The organism is Dongia mobilis (assembly GCF_004363235.1).
GTDB classification, from domain to species: Bacteria; Pseudomonadota; Alphaproteobacteria; order Dongiales; family Dongiaceae; genus Dongia; species Dongia mobilis.
Genome location: NZ_SNYW01000008.1, coordinates 295,493 through 310,935, shown reverse-complemented (window position 1 = coordinate 310,935; position 15,443 = coordinate 295,493). Strand labels below are relative to the sequence as shown.

Genomic DNA, 15,443 nt, shown 5'->3' with positions numbered 1-15,443 from the left:
CGCTAGATCGCGCGGCTGTGCCGCTGCCCATCGGGCTGGAGATAGGCGTCGAAGGCTGCGGCCACGACGCGGCGGAACGGCTCGCCGCGCGGCGTCAGCGCCAGTTGCCCCCTTTGCAGCGTCACCAGCCCGTCGGCAATAAGCGGCGCCAGGCGGGCAAGTTCCGACTTGGCGTTGAGCGGCAGGACGGTGAGATCGGCGGTGCCGTAGCACATCACCTCCTCGATGAGGGCGCGGCGGCGACGGTCCTCGTCGCTGAGCGCGATACCGCGCGCGGTCGCAAGGCGCCCGGCGCGAATCTCGCGCGCCCAGGGCGAATTGTCGGTCTGGTTCTGCGCATAACCCAGGGGCGTCGCCGAGATGGCACTGGGCCCGAGACCGAGGATCGTTTCCGCCCGGTCGTCGGTATAGCCCTGGAAATTGCGGCGCAGGCGGCGCGTATGCAGGGCACGGGCAAGGCCGTCCCCGGGAAGCGCAAAATGGTCGAGGCCGACCTGCTCGTAGCCATGGGTGACCAGGACATCGACCGCCACCTCGAATTGCTGCGCCCTGAGCGTGGCATCGGGCAGGTCGGCTTCCACGATCAGCCGCTGGTTGGCCTTCATCCAGGGCACATGCGCATAGCCGAAGAGCGCCACCCGGTCGGGCCGCAATTCCGCCGCCGCCTGGGCGGTATGGGCGATGCTGCGGACCGATTGCCGCGGCAGGCCGTAGATGAGGTCGAAATTGATCGCGCGAATGCCGGAAGCGCGCAATTGCTCGACCGCCCGCGCCACCATGTCATAGGGCTGGAGGCGGTTGATCGCCAACTGGACCTCGCGATCGAAATCCTGCACACCGAGGGAGACCCGCGTCGCACCGCAATCCTGCATCGCCTCGATGAAGGCGGCGTCGAGTCGGCGCGGATCCAGCTCCAGCGCCAGGTCGAGGTTTGAATCAAGGTCGAAGACATGGCCAAGCGCCATCATGATGCGCCGAAGATCGTCCGGCGCGAGCGTGTTCGGCGTACCGCCGCCGAAATGGATCGAGGTGACGCGGCGGCGCTTGGCGATCGGGCCGGACAGGATCTGCCGCCCGACCAGTTCGATCTCGGCGACCAGATTGTCGGCGAAGGCGGCGACGGGCTGCAGGCGCGCGGTGATCTGGGTGTTGCAGCCGCAATACCAGCACATCTCGCGGCAGAACGGCACATGAATGTAGATCGAGACCGGTGCGCCGAGCGGCAGCGCCGCCAGCCACCCGGCATAGGCCGCCTGGTCGATGCCGGCATGGAAATGCGGCGCCGTGGGATAGGAGGTATAACGCGGCACCGGGCGATCATGCCGGGCAATGAGAGCTGTATCGATCATGGCATCACCATGACAGTTGACCGGCCGCTGCTTCTTGATTCAAATCAACCGCGCCCAAATGTCGCAATGCATGCCGGAAAAATCCAATGCCCGTGAGCCATACCGTTCCCGCCCGCGAGGGCCTTGCCCTGAGGATCGCCGCTGGGCAGAGCTTCAGCGTGGTCAACACCCATGGCACCCAGGTGGTCGATACCTGGGCCTTCAACGAAGCCGACATGGGCGAGTTCATGTCGATGGAGCATACCCGCGCCGGCCTCAAGCGGCTCTGCGCGCGCGTCGGCGACGCCTATCTCAGCAACCGGCGCCGGCCGATCCTGATGCTGGCCGACGACACCTCGCCGGGACGCCACGACACGCTGATCGCGGCCTGCGACGTGCATCGCTACCGGCAGCTGGGCCATCAGGGCCATCACGACAATTGCACCGAGAATCTGGCTGCTGCCTTGCAGGCGCTGGGCCTGGCGCCGCCGGAGACGCCCTCCCCGCTCAACCTCTTCATGAACATACCCTGGGAACTCAACGGCGATCTCTTCTGGAACGAGCCGATGAGCATGGCCGGCGACGCCGTCACCCTGCGCGCCGAGATGGATCTGGTCGCCGTCTTCTCCTGCTGTCCGATGGACCTGCTGCCGATCAACGGCAAGGATTGCGTCATCCGCGACGTCGAGATCCGGTTGGGGTGACGGCCTTGACCCAGCTAACCACCATCGGCTTCGACGCCGACGATACGCTGTGGCAGAACGAGCAGTTCTTCCGCCTGACCGAGCAGCGCTTTGCCGACCTGCTCGGGGATTACGGCGACCACGAGGTCATTGCACGGCACCTGCTGGAGGCGGAGCGGCGCAACCTCGCCCTCTATGGCTTCGGCATCAAGGGCTTCACCCTATCAATGATCGAGACGGCGATCGAAGTGACGGCGGGCAAGGTGCCGGCCAGCGTCATCCAGCAGATCCTGCTGGCGGGGCGCGAGATGCTGCATCACCCGATCGAGACCCTGCCGCAGGTGGCCGAAACGCTGGAGCGCCTCGCCGGCCGCTTCCGTCTCGTCATGATCACCAAGGGCGACCTCTTCGACCAGGAGCGCAAGCTGGCGCAATCCGGCCTCGGCGATTTCTTCCACGCGATCGAGATCGTGAGCGGCAAGGATGCCGCCACCTATGCCCGCCTCTTCGCCCGGCACGGCGACGGGCCGGAGGCAGCGATGATGGTGGGGAATTCGCTGAAATCCGATGTCATCCCGGCACTTGATGCCGGAGCCTGGGGAATCTTCGTACCCCATGACCTCACCTGGGCGCTGGAGCATGCCGAGGAACCGGTCGAAGCCCCGCGCTTCCGCAAGCTGGCATCGATCGGGGAACTACCGGAGCTGATCGGGCGGCTTTAGCCAGTGGAAGCTTGAATCGCGGGCTGGGTTTAGATCACGGGCAGGGCTTCAGGATCGCCGGGCCTTCCCCGCCGGTTTCCGGAATGGCGCGACAATCGCCCTGGCTGCAGATTTGCCACGTTCCGCCGGTGGCGCCTGAACGGGCGAGAACCAGTTGGTCCTGCTGAAAGCGCATCTGCGGCTGCCAGCGCCAGACGCGGCCGTCGAACACGGCCCCCTCCGGCGGTTCCATGCCGGCGCCCGAGCCTTCGATCCGCGCCTCCACCAGATGAAAGCCCGCGACACCAACCAGCCAGTCTTCCTCCCAGCGGGTCTTTTCTACTGAATGCGACCAGGCCAGGGTGAAGCTGCCGGCGGCCAGCACGATTTCCCTGAGCCCGTCGATCAGGCAGACATTCATGCAGCGGTCGCGCGGCGACGGCGCCAGATATGCTGGGCGACAAACAGAACGACCAGCGCGAAGCCAAGCTCATCGGTGACCGGCAGGGCCAGCACCAGACTGAACGCGGCGGCCGTCGCCAGCAGGCGTTCCCACCAGAGGAGCGGGCCGAGGAAATAGCCGATCCCGGCCGCTCCCCAGAGGCCGATCGCGATGAGCGCCTTCACCACGATATAGACGACCGCGGGCAGGTAGCCGATCTCGGCGGCAAGCGGCCCGCCATCCTGCAGCATGAGGGCTGGGGTATAGACCGCCATGAAGGGAATGACGAAGCCGGCGAGCGCAATGCGCACCGCCTGGAGGCCGATCTTCAACCCCGCCTCCTTGGCAATGGGGGCGGCGGCAAAGGCAGCGAGCGCCACCGGCGGAGTAAGATCGGCGAGGATGCCGAAATAGAACACGAACATGTGGCTGACGATGAGCGGCACGCCGAGTTCCAGCAGCGCCGGCCCCGCCAGCGACGAGGTGATGATGTAATTGGGGATGGTCGGGATGCCCATGCCGAGGATGAGGCAGGTGACCATGGTGAGGACGAGGCTCAGGAACAGGCTCTTCTCGCCGATCGAGACAACAAAATCGCCGAAGGTGGTGGCAGCACCCGTCAGCGTCATGGTGCCGACGATGATGCCGACGATGGCACAGGCGATGCCGACGGGAATGGCGGTCTTGGCGCCGTCCGCCAGGCTGTCGCGGGCGATGATGAGCGTCTCGCGCCCGCCGCGGCTGAGGGCGCAGAGGCCGACCAGCAGCAGCAGGACGCCGACCAGGACCCAGATGCCGAACTTCATGAAGGCAGCGGCGGCAAGCCCCAGCAGCACCCAGAAGACATAGCGCAGCATGACCTGCGGGACGCCGCGCATGATGCCGCCGCCCAAGAGGAGGAAGACGGTGAGAGCCAGGCCCACGGTGCCCGAGAAAAGCGGGGTGTAGCCGTCGAACAGCAGATAGACGAGCGCCGCCAGCGGCAGCACCAGCGCCCAGCCCTGGCGCAGGGCATTCCAGGCGGAGGGGCATTGTTCCTTCGGCAGGCCGGTGAGATGCGCGCGGCCGGCCTCGAGATGCACCATCCAGAAGGCCGAGACGAAATAGAGCACGGCCGGGATGATCGCCGCCTTCACCACCTCGGCATAGGGGACGCCGATGGTCTCGGCCATGATGAAGGCGACGGCGCCCATCACCGGCGGCATGATCTGGCCGCCCATCGAGGCGGTTGCCTCGACCCCCCCGGCAAAGGCCGCCCGGTAGCCGAAGCTTTTCATCAGCGGGATGGTGAACTGGCCGGTGGTCACCACATTGGCGACACCCGATCCCGAAATCGTGCCCATGAGTCCGGAGGCGATGACCGATACCTTGGCGGCACCGCCCTTGGCATGGCCGACCAGACCCAGCGAGACATCGGTGAACAGCTTGATCATGCCGGTGCGTTCCAGGAACGTGCCGAACAGGATGAAAAGGAAGATGTAGCTGGACGACACATAGGTCGGCGTGCCGTAGATGCCTTCCGTGCCGAAGGCCATCTGCTCGATCACCTGCGACAGGTCATAGGGCCGGTGGTCGAAGGGGGCGGGCAGGTATTCGCCGAACAGCGCATAAAAGAGGAAAAGGCCGCAGATGACGGGCAGCGCCGGCCCCATCACCCGCCAGGCGGTGACGAAGAGCAGGACCAGGCTGAGAATCCCGAGCCAGACGTCGATGGCGAGAAGATCGCCGGAACGCAGCAGCAGATCCTCGTAGAAGACCCATTGATAGAGCGCCACCGCGACGCCGAGCAGGCCAAGACCCCAGGCCAGGATCCGCGCCGGCCGCGAGCCGCCGGTCGCCGCCGTGATGAGCGGCAGCGCCAGCAGGATCAGGAAGCCGACATGAACCGACCGGATGACCTGGCTGGACAGGTTGATGAGATGCGCTGCCGTCACCAACTGGAAAGTCGAGAAGGCGATGGCGATCAGGAACAGCGCCCGCCCCTCGCGATTTTCCGCGAAGGGTGCGGCAAGGGCGGCGGCACCGGCGTGCTCGCCGCCCAGCTGCTTCAGTTCGTCGCTCATCCCGCGCTGCTTGGACGGGCCGTCAGATGAGGCCCTGTTCCTTGTAGAAGCGCTCGGCCCCCGGATGCAGCGGCACCGGCATGTCCTTGGCCGCATCGGCAAGATTGATGGCGCTGGCCGCCTTGTGCGCCGCCGTCATGGCGTCGAGATTCTCGAACAGCAGCTTCGTCATCTGATAGGCGATCTCGTCATCGACCCCGTCATGGGTGATGAGGAAATTGATTACCGCTGCGGTCGGCACGTCTTCGGCCTGGCCCTCATAGGTGCCGGCGGGAATCACCTTGGCGACGTAGGGCGAGCCGATCTTGGCGATCACGTCTTCCGGCACCGCCACCATCTGGATGGGAAGCGAGGTACCGAGGTCGCGGATCGAGGCAACGCCGAGGCCGGCCGATTGCAGCGTCGCATCCAGCTGCCGGTTCTTGATCAGCTCGACCGATTCGCCGAAGGGCAGGTATTCGACCTTGCCGAGGTCGTCATAGGAGATGCCGGCAGCACCCAGGATGGCACGGGCGTTGAGTTCGGTGCCGGATTTCGCCGCCCCCACCGAGAGGCCCTTGCCCTTCAAATCGGCGAGCGTTTTGATGCCGGATTCCTGCGCCGCCACGATCTGGATGTAATTGGGATAGATGGCGGCGATCCCGCGCAGCTTGTCGAGTTTGGCCTTGAAGCCCGCCTCCTCGTTCCCCTCCCAGGCAAGCTTGACCGAATCGCCCAGCGAGAAGGCGATCTCGCCCTTGCCCTGCTGCAGCAGGTTGAGGTTCTCGACCGATGCCTTGGTCGCCTGCACCTGGGTGCGTATATCTGCGATCTTGTCGCCATAGATCTTGGCGAGTGCGACGCCCAGCGGGTAGTAGACGCCGCTGGTTCCGCCGGCCAGAACATTGATGAAGGTGCTGGCGCGGGCCGCCGTCACGAAGGGGGCGGCGACGGCAAGGCCGGCAGCGGCGGCGGTGAATGAGCGACGGCTGAGCAGGGTCATCGTTTTCCTCCCGAGTAAGTCGAATGAGCAGGGTCTTTTTTCTTGCGGCCCGGCGCGCGCCGGGCGGTGCATGGATGGGCAACCATATTGGCTGGGTGCCGATCCTGCAAATCACATGCCCGGCCACGGGCTTAGACCTTGGTATGAGGAAGGTTTTCGGCTCCGTCAACGACACTCTGCCGCAGCGCAACATTTTCGGTTTGGAACCTGCCCGGAAGCACTCATATGATGGCGCTCATCCCGGATAGCAAAGGAACCATATCATGCAAGCGAATGCTCAGCTTCACGGCAAGGTGGCCCTGGTGACGGGCGCCGCCAGCGGCATCGGCAAGGCGATCGCCACGGCCTATGCCCGCGCCGGGGCAGCCGTCGCCATCGCCGATCTCAACCAGCAGGGCGCCGATGCCGCCGCCGCCGAGATCACGGCGCAGGGCGGGAGGGCCATCGGCATCGCCATGGACGTGACCGACGAGGCGGCGGTCGATGCCGGCACCGCGCGCTGCATCCAGGAGCTGGGCGGGCTCGACATCCTCGTCTCCAATGCCGGCATCCAGATCGTCAAGCCGGTGGTCGATTTCCCGTATGCCGAATGGAAGAAGATGCTGGCCATCCACATGGACGGCGCCTTCCTCACCACCCGCGCCACGCTCCGCCACATGTACAAGGACAGACGCGGCGGCACGATTCTCTATATGGGCTCGGTGCATTCGCATCTCGCCTCCAAACTGAAGGCGCCCTATGTGGCGGCGAAGCATGGCCTCCTTGGCCTTGCCCGCGTCGTCGCCAAGGAAGGGGCCGAATACAATGTGCGCAGCAATGTGATCTGCCCCGGCTTCGTGCGCACCCCGCTGGTCGACAAGCAGATCCCGGAACAGGCCAGGGAATTCGGCATCACGGAAGAGCAGGTCATCAAGACCATCATGCTGAAGGACACGGTGGATGGCGTCTTCACGACGCTGGAGGACGTGGCCGAGACCGCCTTGTTCCTGGCCGCCTTCCCGAGTGCGGCCCTCACCGGGCAGTCGATCACCGTCAGCCATGGCTGGCACATGCAGTGACTGAATCGAGCAAGATCGCGCTGCCGCCCTATGAGACCGTGGCCCTGGTGCTGCAGGGCGGCGGGGCGCTCGGCTCCTATCAGGCGGGGGTCTATCAGGGCCTGCACGAGGCGGGGATCGAGCCCAACTGGTTCGCCGGCATTTCGATCGGTGCGCTGAATGCCGCCATCCTCGCCGGCAATCCGCTGGAGCGGCGGCTCGAGCGCCTCGCCGAATTCTGGGAAACGATCTGCCAGTCCGCCCTGCTGCCGACCCTGCCCTTCGATGCCGATCTGTCTGCCATCCTGGGTGATGGCGAGGTGCGCGGCTGGGCGGGTGCCCTTGCCTCGCTGCGGGCCCTCATCGAGGGCCAGCGCGGCTTCTTCACGCCGCGCTTTCCGCCGCCCTATCTGGCGCCGACGCCGGCCGGCGCCACCAGCTATTACGACACGACACCGCTGAAGGCGACGCTGGAGCGCCTGGTCGATTTCGACCTCCTCAACAGCCGCCATGTGCGCGTCTCGGTCGGCGCGGTCAATGTGACCAACGGCAATTTCACCTATTTCGACAATGCCAACCGCACGCTCGCGCCAGAGCATTTCATGGCCTCGGGCTCGCTGCCGCCGGGTTTTCCGGCGATCGAGATCGAGGGTTGCTTCTACTGGGATGGCGGGCTCGTCTCCAACACGCCGCTGATGGAGGTGCTGGCGCGCCCGCCCCGGCGCGACACCCTGGCCTTCCAGGTCGATCTGTGGTCGGCACGGGGACCATTGCCGCGGAACCTGTTCGACGTCGCCGAACGGCAGAAGGACATCCAGTATTCCAGCCGCACGCGCCTCGTTACGGACGTGGCCAACGAGATGCAGAAGCTGCGCCATGCCTTGCGCCAGGCACTCGACCTGTTGCCGGCCGAAGCGCAGGAATCACCGGAAGCCGCCGCCCTGCGGGAACTCGCCTGCACCAAGGTCTACAACACCATCCAGCTGGTCTATCGCGACAAGCAGTTCGAGACGCATTCCAAGGATTACGAGTTCAGCCTCACCACCATGCGCGAACACTGGCAGGCCGGGCTCCATGACATCCGCGAGACGCTGAAACATCCGGACTGGCTGGAACGGCCAAAGGGCGGCAGCGGTGTCGTCACCCATGACGTGCACAGGCTGCAGGACCAATTCGGGACGGCCCCCGGCGGGGCCGATGCGACGCGCCCCTAGGTTGTTTCCAAGATGACCTGAAGCGATCTACGAAATCGCCTGCAGCGCCTGTCCGGCGAGGCGGACCCATTGGCGCTCGTCGTCATTGACCCGGAACAGCTGCTCGTGGCGGGTGAGTTCGGTGAGGGCGGCGACGGCCTCATCCATGGCGCCGCTCTGCCAGAGGATTTCGGCGCGGCGGTATTGCGCCTCCAGGCGCCGGCCTTCGAGATTGCCGGTCTGGCCGAGGATCGCATCGAGGAGCGCCACCGCCGCCGCGACATCACCCTGTTTTGCCAGCACGCGCGCTTTCAGGATGGCGACGGCATGGGGCTGGAAGGCCGGGCGCCCGGTCACCAGTTCGTCGAGCAGATTGAGAGCCGCGTCCAGGTCGCCGCGCCCGAAATGGGCGCGGGCCAGGCCGAAGACGATGTCCGGCGAATCGGCGAAGAAGCCCTGCCGTGCCGCGGCGAAGAGATCGACCGCCGCATCATAGCGATGGGTGGCGAGCGCCTCCTCGGCCCGCTTCAGCTTGTCGTGGATCATGCCCTCGCGCAAAGGATCCTTGGGCGGGCGGAACATCCGCGCCGCCCGGTGCGCCTCCCCGCTCCGCGGTGGCGACAATTCCCCCTGGCCACCGCGCCGGCGCCACTGCAAATCGTCGCGGCGGTTCCGCGTGACATCGCGCTGCCGCGCCTCGCGCGCCGCCTCGAGCGAGACCACGCCCTCGCCGCGGAAGAGCTGCGGCAGCATCTCCACCAGCACATAGATGAGGCTGCCCAGCACCGGCAGAAGCCAGATCACCGGCAGCCACATCATCGACCGGCCGGTCTGGCAGACATGGACCGAGAGCACAATGACGAGGGCGAGAACCGCAAGGCCAAAGACTGGCATCAGGTTGTCCAGATTGAGTGAATATCTCTGTTAAGTAGAAATAGAACAAAAACGGTACCCGGAGTCAAGCCGCGGCCGGGCCAAACAAAAACCCCGCGGCATCGCTGCCGCGGGGTTTCAGTTAGCTTCGAGCCTGGAGGGCCTGGACTTAGAAGTCCATGCCGCCCATGCCGCCCATGTCGGGAGCGCCGGCGGGGGCCGCCTTCTTCTCCGGACGATCGGCGATCATGGCTTCCGTGGTGATCAGCAGCGAGGCCACCGAGGCGGCATCCTGCAGGGCGCAGCGCACGACCTTCGCCGGGTCGATGACGCCGTCCTTCACCAGATCGGTGAACTCGTTGGTCTGGGCATTGTAGCCCCAATTGGCACCCTTGCCTTCCAGCAGCTTGCCGGCGATCACGGCACCGTCGACGCCGGCATTCTCGGCGATCTGGCGGACCGGGGCCTGCAGGGCGCGGCGGATGATGTCGATGCCGACCTTCTGGTCGTCATTGTCCACCTTCAGCTTGTCGAGCGCCTTGACCGAATAGAGGAGGGCGACGCCGCCGCCGGCGACGATGCCTTCCTCGACCGCCGCACGGGTGGCGTGCATGGCGTCGTCAACGCGGTCCTTGCGCTCCTTCACCTCGACCTCGGTCGCACCGCCGACGCGGATGACGGCAACGCCGCCCGCCAGCTTGGCGAGACGCTCGGCCAGCTTTTCCTTGTCGTACTCGCTGGTGGTCTCCTCGATCTGGGCGCGGATCTGGGCGCAGCGGCCCTCGATTTCCTTCTTCTTGCCGGCGCCGTCGACGATCGTGGTGTTCTCCTTCTCGATCACGACCTTCTTGGCCTTGCCGAGCATGTCGAGCGTCACGGTCTCAAGCTTGATGCCGAGGTCTTCGGAGATGACCTGGCCGCCGGTGAGGATGGCGATGTCTTCCAGCATCGCCTTGCGGCGATCGCCGAAGCCCGGCGCCTTCACGGCCGCGACCTTGAGGCCGCCGCGCAGCTTGTTGACGACGAGGGTGGCGAGCGCTTCGCCTTCCACATCTTCCGAGATGATCAGCAGCGGACGGCCCGACTGCACCACCGCCTCGAGGACGGGGAGCATCGACTGCAGGTTCGAGAGCTTCTTCTCGTGCAGCAGGATGTAGGGGTTGTCGAGCTCGGTGATCATCTTCTCGGCGTTGGTGATGAAGTACGGCGAGAGATAGCCGCGGTCGAACTGCATGCCCTCGACCACTTCGAGCTCGGTGTCGAGGCCCTTCGCCTCTTCCACCGTGATGACGCCCTCATTGCCGACCTTCTGCATCGCCTTGGCGATCATGTCGCCGATTTCCTTCTCGCCATTGGCGGAAATCGTGCCGACCTGGGCGATCTCTTCCGAGGTCGAGACCTTCTTGGCGCGCTTGCGCACGTCCTCGACCACCGCCTCGACGGCGAGGTCGATGCCGCGCTTCAGGTCCATCGGGTTCATGCCGGCGGCAACCGCCTTGGCGCCTTCGCGCACGATGGCCTGGGCCAGCACGGTCGCGGTGGTGGTGCCGTCACCGGCGAGGTCGTTGGTCTTCGAGGCCACTTCGCGCACCATCTGGGCGCCCATGTTCTCGAACTTGTCGGCGAGCTCGATCTCCTTGGCGACGGTGACGCCGTCCTTGGTGATGCGCGGCGCGCCGAAGGCCTTGTCGATGACGACGTTGCGGCCCTTCGGGCCCAGCGTCACCTTCACCGCATTGGCGAGGATGTCGACACCGCGCAGCATGCGCTCGCGGGCGTCAGCGGAAAAACGTACGTCTTTAGCAGCCATGTTAGCTTAACTCCGGAATTGGGTTGTCGATGGAAGCGGCGCCAGAAGGCGGTTGATGCCTCAGGCGACCTTCTTCTTCGCGACGGTGCCCTCGATGATGCCGAGGATGTCGCTCTCCTTCATGATGAGGAGCTCTTCACCGTCGACCTTCACCTCGGTGCCCGACCACTTGCCGAACAGGATGCGGTCGCCCGCCTTCACGTCGAGCGGGGTGACCTTGCCGTCCTCGGACTTGGTGCCGGCGCCGACGGCGATGACTTCGCCCTCTTGCGGCTTTTCCTTGGCGGTGTCGGGGATGATGATGCCGCCAGCGGTCTTCTCCAGGCCCTCAATACGACGCACGAGAACGCGGTCGTGGAGCGGACGGAACTTCATGGTGGTCCTCCGTAGATCTTTGAAAGAAGTGAAACGTTTCCCTAAGCGCGCCGGGCCTGACGAGATGCCGGGACAGCCCTCTTCTGAGGCACTGTTAGCACTCAGCCCAAGCGAGTGCCAGCGATGTAGGCCAAGCCCCCAATCCCGTCAAGGGCTCAAACCCCGAAATTTTTCAGTCAGTTGGCAGCGACGCGGATGCTGCGACGCAGCATGAGGTGGCTGAACTGGCAGCAATCTATTGATCTGAGTGCTAACTACCTGAAATCACGCAGATTTTTATTTTCTGTTAGCAATTCCTGCGGCATTCTGTCGTTAACGAATCGGGTCACGCATTTCAGGAAGGGTTCACTTAGCCGGTCCATCATCGAAGGAGGTCCCATGGAGAGGCGCGCGCTGAATCTGCAACTCAACGACTACCGACTGGTCACGGCCGAGATCCTCTATCACATGCCGGACCATCCGGGCCTGCTGCAGAGCTATATCTGGCAGGATTACGACCTTGCCCCGCGCCTCCCCGTGCTGCACAAATTCCTCGATTTCTGGAGCCGCAACCTCGACGGCAAGCTGCATTCCATCAAGGTAGCGAAAACCGAGATCATCACGCCCGGGCGCTGGCGCAACGCCGAGGCGCTGCTCAGCCTGCACTGAGCCTCGCGCCACGTGGCCTTGGCACCGGCCGAACTTATCGCCTATGGCGCTGCACCCTGCCGTCAACTAGGTTAACGGACGCGGATGGTGCAGATTGATCGCGCAGGTGAAAGGTCGCCATGCTGCCGGATATCCAGTTCTCGCCGGTTGCCGTTTCCGGCTGCGCCATCAATCTGATCATCGCCGCGATCTGCTACTATGTGCGGCGCTTTCGCGACGGACGTCAGGGCCTCGCCTTTTTCGGCGGCGCGCACCTGATCAACGGCATCGTCTATCTGCTGATCATCCCCCTGCCACCCGGCCCGCAGTTAAGCGCCGCCCTTGCCTCGCCCTTCGCCTATCTATTGGCATTGGGAGTCGTCGCGTCCTCCGCCTGCGTGCTGGCGGGGGCTTGGGCGATCGACCACCGGCTCCGCTTCCAGCGCAGATTCGTCCTGGCGATCGGCATTGCCTATCTGATTCTGGTGGGGCTCGGCCTTGGCGTCGGCGCCGACATTGCCTTTCGCGGGGCGATGATTCTCAACGTCTGCTCGGCCCTCGTCGCCGGCGTCCTGTTCCTGCAAGGACGCACTGCCTTCTACAAGCTGACCGGCGCGACATGGCTGTTGCGGACCGTCATGACGCTGGTGCTGGCCCTGTTGCCGCCGACGCTGGCCGGGCAGCAGTATTTCATCACGATTGGTATCCTGAACGTCATCTTCATTGCCGCCACGGGCTTCGGCATCATCCTGACTGAGCTGGACGATGCGCGCCAGGCCGCGTCCGATGCCAGTGCTGCGAAATCGCAGTTCATCGCCAATATGAGCCACGAATTGCGCACGCCCCTGAATGCCATCATCGGCTTCGCCGAAATGGTCGAAGGCCGCGCCTTTGCACCGACATTGCAGCAGTCGCAGCAATACGGCAGCCTGATCCTGCAGGCCGGACGCCATCAACTGGGCCTCGTTGACATGTTGCTGGATATGGCCAGCATCGAGGCGGGTCGCGACAGCCTTGTGCCGCAGTCCATGGCGGCCGACAAGATGGCCGAAGAGTGCGTAAGGATGCTGGCAGGTGAAGCGGACCGGGCAGGCGTTGTGCTCCACACCGCGACCGAGCCGATCACGGTCATGGCGGACCCGCGCGCCTTGCGGCAGATCCTCATTGCACTCATCAACAATGCCATCAAATTCTCGCCGGCCGGCGCCGCGGTTCGGGTCGAGGTGTCGATGGCGGGCCCAGGCAGGACCGCGATCCGGGTTTGTGACAGGGGCGATGGAATTTCCCTGACCGAATTGGGCCGCATTTTCGAGCCATTCTTCCAGGCCGGAGACACCTATACCCGCGCCAAGGGCGGCCTCGGCCTGGGATTGGCCATTGCCCAGCGCCTTGCCACCGCACTCGGCGGCAGCATCGCCGTCGAAAGCCAGCCGGGCATGGGCAGCACCTTCACTCTGCTCCTGCCGCGCGGCGAAACCCTGCCTGATGGCCAAACGGCTGGCAGCCATATGGCAACGATTGTGCCCGATCGCGCGAACTGATAGGACACGACTCCGAGCCCATTCCCGACCGGTAACAATCCTTGCTGCGCCGCCTCTACGACTGGATCATGGAACTGGCCGAGAGCCCGAAGGCGCTCTGGGCCCTGGCGGCCGTTTCCTTCACCGAAAGCTCGTTCTTCCCCATTCCGCCCGACCCGATGCTGGTGCCGATGGTGCTGGCCCAGCGCCGCAAGGCCTGGATCTTTGCCGCCGTCTGCACGGTGGCGTCGGTCGCCGGCGGGGTGTTCGGCTATTTCATCGGCTATGCGCTGGAAGGCGTGGGGCAATGGCTGCTGGCGCTCTATGCCAAGCCCGAGAGCATGGCCAATCTGCAGGCCTGGTATGCCGATTGGGGCCTGTGGTTCATCCTGATCAAGGGCCTCACGCCCATCCCCTACAAGGTGGTGACCATATATTCCGGCCTGATGGGTTTCGACCTCAAGGTCTTCATCGCCGCGTCGGTGGCGACCAGGGGTGCGCGCTTCTTCCTGGTGGCGGGCCTGCTCTATTTCTTCGGCGAACCGGTACGCGACTTCATCGAGCGGCGCCTGACGCTGGTCACGACCTTGTTCGTGCTGGCGATCGTGGGCGGTTTCGTCGCCTTGCGCTATCTGTTCTAGCCTCGCTAGGCTGACGCGCCAAAAACCGGAGAGCATTGCCGTGAATACCCGACCGCCCCGCGCCGAAAGCTTCATCGCGCCCGCCCATGTGCCCTGGCTGGTGGCGGGTCTCGGCCTCTCGGCCCTCTGCGTCGCCTGGCTGGCGCAATATGGCTTCGGCCTTGCCCCTTGCGAACTCTGCCTGTGGCAGCGTTATGCGCATTGGGCGGCGATCGCCGGCGGCATCGGCGCCATCGCCCTTGCGCGCCATACCCGCCGCAGCGGGCTGGCGCTGGGCCTCGCCGCCCTCGCCTGCCTCGCCGGCGCCGCCATTTCCCTGTTCCATGTCGGCGTCGAGCAGAATTGGTGGGAAGGGACTGGCGCCTGCGTCGGTGCCGGGATCGGCGGCCTCAGCGGCGCCGAACTGGAAGCGGCCATCATGAACGCGCCGGTGACCCGCTGCGACGAGGTCGCCTTCGAGATGTTCGGCATTTCCATGGCCGGCTATAATGGTCTTTTCTCGCTGGCCCTGGCCCTGTTCGCGGCCTGGGGGGCGAAACAGCTGCTGGCCGGGAGGAAGCGATGACCGATCGGGCCCAACCCAATCAGGTCCAACCCAACCAGGCCCAACCCAGTCAGGCCCAACCGAGGCGACGCCTGCCGGGCGATCTGACGCCGGACGCCCTGCTTGACCGCGTCATCCGCGTCGACCATGCCGGGGAGTACGGCGCCAAGCGCATCTATGAGGGGCAGCTGGCGGTGCTGGGCGCCAAGCCGGAAGGCAAGGTCATCCGGCACATGCTGGAACAGGAGCTCACCCACCTGCACGCCTTCGAGAAGCTGATGGTGGAACGGCGCGCACGCCCCTCGCTGCTGTTCCCGGTCTGGCATGTGGCGGGCTTCGCGCTGGGCGCCGCCACGGCGCTGATGGGGCCCAAGGCCGCCATGGCCTGCACCGTCGCCGTCGAGGAAGTGATCGACGAGCATTACCGGGAGCAGAAGCTGGCACTGGGCGAAGCCGAGCCGGAGATCACAGCGAAGATCGAGCAGTTCCGCGCCGAGGAAGTCGAGCACCGCGACACCGGGCTTGCCCATGGCGCCGAGGAGGCACCGGCCTATCCGCTGCTCAGCCGCGCCATCAAGACCGGCTCGCGCCTCGCCATCTGGCTGGCGGAACGGGTCTGAACCT

Annotated in this window: 16 protein-coding genes; 9 read left to right on the top strand and 7 right to left on the bottom strand. The window is 65.2% G+C overall.

Annotated elements, in window-relative coordinates:
- Positions 1–2: 2 nt before the first annotated feature.
- Complete coding sequence (gene hemN / locus A8950_RS10135) at positions 3–1,349, bottom strand: oxygen-independent coproporphyrinogen III oxidase (protein ID WP_133613525.1); 1,347 nt, start codon at positions 1,347–1,349, stop codon at positions 3–5.
- 86 nt (positions 1,350–1,435) lie between these two features.
- Between hemN and A8950_RS10130 the strand changes: the two genes are divergently transcribed.
- Together A8950_RS10130 and A8950_RS10125 are read left to right on the top strand one after the other, a co-directional pair.
- Positions 1,436–2,032 carry a DUF1989 domain-containing protein gene (locus A8950_RS10130; protein ID WP_133613524.1) on the top strand — a complete coding sequence of 199 codons (597 nt, stop codon included), beginning with the start codon at positions 1,436–1,438 and terminating at the stop codon, positions 2,030–2,032.
- Positions 2,029–2,733, top strand: coding sequence for an HAD family hydrolase (locus tag A8950_RS10125; protein WP_133613523.1), 705 nt, complete (start codon positions 2,029–2,031; stop codon positions 2,731–2,733). The genes A8950_RS10130 and A8950_RS10125 overlap by 4 nt, the downstream gene beginning before the upstream one ends.
- Positions 2,734–2,767: 34 nt before the next feature.
- Here the strand turns inward: A8950_RS10125 and A8950_RS10120 are convergent, their stop codons facing one another.
- Genes A8950_RS10120 through A8950_RS10110 form a run of 3 tightly spaced genes read right to left on the bottom strand, consistent with a single transcriptional unit; the run spans position 2,768 to position 6,199 of the window.
- Positions 2,768–3,133 (bottom strand): DUF1850 domain-containing protein, encoded by a 366-nt coding sequence (locus A8950_RS10120; protein WP_133613522.1) that lies wholly within the window; start codon positions 3,131–3,133, stop codon positions 2,768–2,770.
- On the bottom strand, positions 3,130–5,217 hold the full coding sequence (locus A8950_RS10115; RefSeq protein ID WP_133613521.1) for a TRAP transporter permease: 2,088 nt from the start codon (positions 5,215–5,217) through the stop codon (positions 3,130–3,132). The genes A8950_RS10120 and A8950_RS10115 overlap by 4 nt, the downstream gene beginning before the upstream one ends.
- 22 nt (positions 5,218–5,239) lie before the next feature.
- Positions 5,240–6,199 (bottom strand): TAXI family TRAP transporter solute-binding subunit, encoded by a 960-nt coding sequence (locus A8950_RS10110; RefSeq protein ID WP_208109820.1) that lies wholly within the window; start codon positions 6,197–6,199, stop codon positions 5,240–5,242.
- Between the two features lie 263 nt (positions 6,200–6,462).
- Between A8950_RS10110 and A8950_RS10105 the strand changes: the two genes are divergently transcribed.
- Positions 6,463–7,257 carry a 3-hydroxybutyrate dehydrogenase gene (locus A8950_RS10105; RefSeq protein WP_133613520.1) on the top strand — a complete coding sequence of 265 codons (795 nt, stop codon included), beginning with the start codon at positions 6,463–6,465 and terminating at the stop codon, positions 7,255–7,257.
- Positions 7,254–8,450 carry a DUF3734 domain-containing protein gene (locus A8950_RS10100; RefSeq protein ID WP_208109819.1) on the top strand — a complete coding sequence of 399 codons (1,197 nt, stop codon included), beginning with the start codon at positions 7,254–7,256 and terminating at the stop codon, positions 8,448–8,450. Before A8950_RS10105 ends, A8950_RS10100 begins: the two co-directional genes overlap by 4 nt.
- A 27-nt stretch (positions 8,451–8,477) precedes the next feature.
- Here the strand turns inward: A8950_RS10100 and A8950_RS10095 are convergent, their stop codons facing one another.
- The 3 genes from A8950_RS10095 to groES form a co-directional block, all read right to left on the bottom strand.
- Complete coding sequence (locus A8950_RS10095; RefSeq protein ID WP_133613519.1) at positions 8,478–9,323, bottom strand: tetratricopeptide repeat protein; 846 nt, start codon at positions 9,321–9,323, stop codon at positions 8,478–8,480.
- Between the two features lie 148 nt (positions 9,324–9,471).
- Positions 9,472–11,112 carry a chaperonin GroEL gene (groL, locus tag A8950_RS10090; protein ID WP_133613518.1) on the bottom strand — a complete coding sequence of 547 codons (1,641 nt, stop codon included), beginning with the start codon at positions 11,110–11,112 and terminating at the stop codon, positions 9,472–9,474.
- 60 nt (positions 11,113–11,172) lie between these two features.
- Complete coding sequence (gene groES, locus A8950_RS10085; RefSeq protein WP_133613517.1) at positions 11,173–11,487, bottom strand: co-chaperone GroES; 315 nt, start codon at positions 11,485–11,487, stop codon at positions 11,173–11,175.
- Positions 11,488–11,865: 378 nt separating this feature from the next.
- Between groES and A8950_RS10080 the strand changes: the two genes are divergently transcribed.
- The 5 genes from A8950_RS10080 to A8950_RS10060 all read left to right on the top strand — a co-directional run bounded on the left by A8950_RS10080 (position 11,866) and on the right by A8950_RS10060 (position 15,439).
- Positions 11,866–12,135, top strand: coding sequence for an usg protein (locus tag A8950_RS10080; RefSeq protein ID WP_133613516.1), 270 nt, complete (start codon positions 11,866–11,868; stop codon positions 12,133–12,135).
- Positions 12,136–12,254: 119 nt separating this feature from the next.
- On the top strand, positions 12,255–13,655 hold the full coding sequence (locus A8950_RS10075) for a sensor histidine kinase (protein ID WP_133613515.1): 1,401 nt from the start codon (positions 12,255–12,257) through the stop codon (positions 13,653–13,655).
- A 41-nt stretch (positions 13,656–13,696) separates the two neighbouring features.
- Positions 13,697–14,275, top strand: coding sequence for a YqaA family protein (locus A8950_RS10070; protein WP_133613514.1), 579 nt, complete (start codon positions 13,697–13,699; stop codon positions 14,273–14,275).
- Between the two features lie 40 nt (positions 14,276–14,315).
- The gene (locus tag A8950_RS10065; protein ID WP_208109818.1) at positions 14,316–14,840 is read left to right on the top strand and encodes a disulfide bond formation protein B; all 525 of its coding nucleotides are present in this window, start codon (positions 14,316–14,318) and stop codon (positions 14,838–14,840) included.
- Positions 14,837–15,439, top strand: coding sequence for a demethoxyubiquinone hydroxylase family protein (locus tag A8950_RS10060; RefSeq protein WP_133613513.1), 603 nt, complete (start codon positions 14,837–14,839; stop codon positions 15,437–15,439). Before A8950_RS10065 ends, A8950_RS10060 begins: the two co-directional genes overlap by 4 nt.
- The last annotated feature ends 4 nt before the right edge of the window (positions 15,440–15,443 follow it).